The 4,329-nt window shown below is 64.9% G+C and carries 5 protein-coding genes and 1 pseudogene; 4 read left to right on the forward strand and 2 right to left on the reverse strand.

Features of this window, described 5'->3' with window-relative positions; translation table 11 throughout:
- A partial coding sequence (locus BGO62_RS13290) for a transglycosylase SLT domain-containing protein (protein ID WP_296643337.1) occupies nt 1-1,314 on the reverse strand: 1,314 nt, incomplete at its 3' end.
- Nucleotides 1,315-1,434: 120 nt separating this feature from the next.
- Nucleotides 1,435-2,205, reverse strand: a complete 771-nt coding sequence (gene gloB, locus BGO62_RS13295) for a hydroxyacylglutathione hydrolase (RefSeq protein WP_296643340.1) — start codon at nt 2,203-2,205, stop codon at nt 1,435-1,437.
- Between the two features lie 30 nt (nt 2,206-2,235).
- Here gloB and BGO62_RS13300 point away from each other — a divergent pair, with 30 nt between their 5' ends.
- The 4 genes and pseudogenes from BGO62_RS13300 to BGO62_RS13315 form a co-directional block, all read left to right on the forward strand.
- Nucleotides 2,236-2,973: a methyltransferase domain-containing protein gene (locus tag BGO62_RS13300; protein WP_296643342.1), complete on the forward strand. Its 738-nt coding sequence runs from the start codon at nt 2,236-2,238 to the stop codon at nt 2,971-2,973.
- Nucleotides 2,963-3,409, forward strand: a complete 447-nt coding sequence (gene rnhA / locus BGO62_RS13305) for a ribonuclease HI (protein ID WP_296643344.1) — start codon at nt 2,963-2,965, stop codon at nt 3,407-3,409. Before BGO62_RS13300 ends, rnhA begins: the two co-directional genes overlap by 11 nt.
- Nucleotides 3,410-3,422: 13 nt before the next feature.
- Nucleotides 3,423-4,127, forward strand: coding sequence for a DNA polymerase III subunit epsilon (dnaQ, locus tag BGO62_RS13310; RefSeq protein ID WP_296643346.1), 705 nt, complete (start codon nt 3,423-3,425; stop codon nt 4,125-4,127).
- 8 nt (nt 4,128-4,135) lie between these two features.
- Nucleotides 4,136-4,329, forward strand: a pseudogene (locus tag BGO62_RS13315) (hypothetical protein); the annotation flags it as partial.

The raw sequence follows: 4,329 nt of genomic DNA on the forward strand, positions 1-4,329 counted from the left end.
GAAGGCTTCGGGTTGCCGGGCGGCCTGTTCGTTCAGGGGCAGGCGCAGGGTCTGGCCGGCTTTGAGGCCGCCATCGAGGCCGGGGTTGGCCTGGGTCAGCTGGGCGACGGTCAGGCCGTAACGGCGGGCCACGCCGAACAGCGTGTCGCCGCGCTCGACCTGGTGCTGGCTTGCGCTCATCGCTGGTGCCGGGGCGGCGCTTTGCGCCGCGGCCACGCCACGGCCCCTGACGGGGACGAGTATGGTCTGCGCGCGCACCAGTTTGCCGCGTTTCAACTGAAACTGGTTATGTTCTTCGAGGCGGGCAAGGCTGACATCGAAGCGTTTGGCGATGGCTTCGGGGCGTTCGCCCTTTTGCGCCGTATAGGGCTGCCAGGAGTCCCAGCTGGCGGTTTCCAGGTTGCGCTGGAATTTGTCGGCTTTGTCGACCGGGATCAGCAGGTTGACCGGCGTGTCGGAACGGATGAGATTGCGCGGAAAAGCGGCGTTGAGCGCGATGAACTCGTCGCTTTTCATGCCCGCCAGCCGCGCGGCGGAGTGGATGTCCATGTTGGCATGGACGGTGACCTGGTCGAAATAGGGCTGGTTGGGCAGCGCGTCGATGGCGATGCCGTACTGTTCGGGGTTGCGTATCAGGTTCTTGATGGCGAGAAGCTTGGGGACGTAATGGCGGGTTTCGCTGGGCAGGGCCAGGCTGGCGTAATCGGTGGGCAGTCCCTGCTGGACGTTCTTCTGGATGGCGCGCGCAACGCAGCCTTCGCCGCAGTTGTAGGCCGCCAGCGCCAGCTGCCAGTCGCCGAAATCGAGATACAGCTTGCCCAGGTAGTCGAGCGCCGCCTGGGTGGCGGCGGTGAAGTCGCGCCGGCCGTCGTACCAGTTGTCCTGCTTGAGGCCGTAGAGGCGGCCGGTGGAGGGGATGAACTGCCAGATGCCCGAGGCGGCGGACGGCGATAACGCGGTGGGGTTGAATGCGCTTTCGATCATCGGCAGCAATGCGATTTCCATCGGCATCGCACGGCGGTCGACTTCCTCGACGATGTGGAACAGATAGCGGCGCGCGCGGTCGACGATGCGCCGCACGGATTCCGGCCGCGCCGCGTACCAGGATTCGTGCACGGCAACGAGCGGGTTTGGCGTGGCGTCTTCGATCTTGAAGCCGTTGCGGATGCGCTGCCAGACATCGTCCTGGCTGGCGTTGGCGGGGGGAGCGCCGGCGATTGCGCTGCTGTCGGCGTCACCGCCCCATTCCAGGGTCTGGATAGCGGCGAGGGATTCCGCTGCAATGACGGGGTGGCTGAAGAGCAGTGCCAGCACAGCCAGGCTGAAGCGGTTTAATTTGATGCCGGCCGATCGGGGATGGGCCAATTTGATTCCGGGCAAGTCGGTCTCCCGTACTCAACAAGCCCCCATCCTAAGCGGTCGGACGGGGGGCGGTCAACCGTCCCAGGCGTCCTTGGCGGCGCGGATGGCGCCGAACGTCTCGGCCGGGCTGGGATGGGGCCGATTCAGGTAGCGGGCGGCAAAGGCCGTCATGTCGGGATCGTGAAAGCGCAGAAACGGATTGGTGGCTTTTTCCAGGGCCAGGGTGGACGGCAAGGTGGGCAGATTGCGCGAACGCCGCGCGCGATCCTGCCGTTCGCGTTCCAGCAAGGCGGGATTGCAGCCGTCCAGGGTTTTGGCGAAGTCGATATTGCTTAAGGTGTATTCATGCGCGCTGCAGACTCGGGTAGCATCGGGCAGGGCCAGAATGGCATCGAGGCTGGCGGCCATCATGGCCGGGCTGCCCTCGAACAGCTTGCCGCAGCCGCAGCCGAATACGGTGTCGCCGCAAAACAGGAAGCCGTGGCCGACGTAGCTGAGGTGGTCGAGCGTGTGGCCGGGCGTGGTAAGAACCTTGAAACGCACCTCCGGCTGGGCCAGCGCCACCGAATCGCCGCCGTGCAGGGGATGGCTGACGGCGGGAATGCGGGGGTTCTCCGGGGCGTACACGGCACAGCCGTAGCGTTGACGCAGCTGGGCGTTGCCGCCAGTATGGTCGCGGTGATGGTGGGTGATCAGCAGCGCCGTCAGCGCGAGCCGATGCGCATCGAGAAATGCAATCAGCGGTGCCGGATCGCCGGGGTCCACGGCGATGGCGTGGCGGCCGTCGTGCAGCACCCAGATGTAGTTGTCTGCGAACGCGGGCAGGGGGATGAGGGTCAACATACGTGCGGCTGCAGGACAGGAGGAATGACTATGTTATCCAGACTGGATGAAGAATGGTTCGACACGCCGCTGGGAAAGCATTTGCTGTTCCGCGAGCGGCGCTATTTCGATCATGCGGTGTCGGATGTGTTCGGTTTCAACGCCGTGCAGGTGGGGCTGCCGCAGATCGATTTCCTGCGCAACAGCCGCATTCCGCTGCGGCTGACCTGCGCGGTGGAAACCCCTGCCCAGGTACGGGCCGATTCCATGTTCCTGCCGTTCGAGAGCCAGTCGCTCGACCTGCTGTTGCTGCCGCACGTGCTGGAGTTCAGCGCCAACCCGCATCAGGTATTGCGCGAGGCCGAGCGCGTGCTGCGCCCGGAAGGCCGCCTGGTGCTGGCCGGCTTCAATCCGCGCAGCCTGTGGGGGCTGGCACGCAGGCTGCAGGGCGGCGAATGCGGTTATCCATGGAACGGCAGCTTCCTGAATATTTCGCGGGTGAAAGACTGGATGGCGTTGCTGGGACTCGAGGTGGCGGCCGGCAGCATGTGCTGCTACCGTCCGCCGATCAACCGCGCAAACTGGCTGCGGCGGCTGCGTTTCATGGAGCCCGCCGGCGACCGCTGGTGGGCGATGGGCGGCGGCGTGTATTTTCTGCAGGCGGTGAAGCGCGTGCAGGGCATGAACATCATCCTGCCGCAGTGGAAAACGCCGGTGACACAACGTTTTCTGTCGCCCGCGGCCAAGGTGATCAATCTCAAACAGTATCGAGTCCATCGTGAACGCTGACACCATTTACATATACAGTGACGGTGCCTGCAAGGGCAATCCCGGCATCGGCGGCTGGGGCGCATTGCTGGTATCGGCCGGACACCGCAAGGAAATCTACGGCGGAGAGGCCGCCACCACCAACAACCGCATGGAAATGACCGCGGTGATCCGCGCGCTGGAACTGCTGAAGCGTCCCTCCACGGTCGAAGTCCACACCGATTCGCAGTATGTGCAAAAAGGCATCAGCGAATGGCTGCCCGGCTGGAAGCGGCGCAACTGGCGTGCCGCCGACGGCAAGCCGGTGAAGAACCAGGATCTGTGGCAGCAGCTCGACGCCTTGAATCAGCAGCACCGCATCGAGTGGAAATGGGTGCGGGGTCATGCCGGCCACCCCGAAAACGAACGTGCCGACGCGCTGGCCAACCAGGGCGTTCTGCAGGCGCAACAACACTGAAGCTGACACTATTATGCGGCAAATCATTCTGGATACCGAAACCACCGGCCTCGACCCCGGCCAGGGGCATCGCATCATCGAAGTGGCGGCGGTGGAAATGGTCAACCGGCGGCTCACCGGCAACCATCTGCACCGTTATGTGAACCCGGATCGCGACATCGACGCCGGGGCGATGCAGGTGCACGGCATCACCCCCGAATTTCTGCAGGACAAGCCGCGTTTTGCTGGCATCGCCCGCGAGTTCGTCGACTTCATCCAGGGCGCCGAACTCATCATCCACAACGCGCCGTTCGATGTGGGCTTTCTCAACATGGAGCTGCGCCTGCTGGAAATGGCGCCGCTGACGACCTGGTGCGATGGCGTGACCGACACCCTGGCGCTGGCCAAGACCCTGCACCCCGGGCAGCGCAACAATCTGGATGCGCTGTGCAAACGCTATGGCGTGGACAACACGGCGCGCACGCTGCACGGCGCCTTGCTCGACTGCGAGCTGCTGGCTGCGGTGTACCTGGCGCTGACGCGCGGCCAGGAAAGCCTGTCGATCGGGCTGGACGTATGCAGCGAGCAGGCTGCCCGGGACGTCGCACACGCACGGCCCAGGCCCATCCTGCTGCCGGCGTCGAATGCCGAGCTGGAGGCACACGCAAGCCTGCTGGAGGCGATTGCCAAGGAAAGCAGGGGCACTTGCCTGTGGAGTGCGGAGCAGGGGGCGGCTTGACGGTTCGGGTGCCGCGCAGGCGGGGTGCGTTATGCCGCATCGCGCGCCTGGGGCTGGTTCTCGCCTGTCTGCTCCTCGTCCCGGCGCAGGCTATCGCTGCGCGGGTGGCAGTGGTGCTGAGCGACGACTCGGCTCCCTACCAGGAGGTCTATCAGGTCATCCGTGCGCATCTGGACGACACGCCTCACGAGGTCAGCCGGAT

Origin of the sequence: Thiobacillus sp. 65-1402 (assembly GCF_001897685.1) — a bacterium.
GTDB lineage: Bacteria > Pseudomonadota > Gammaproteobacteria > Burkholderiales > Thiobacillaceae > Thiobacillus.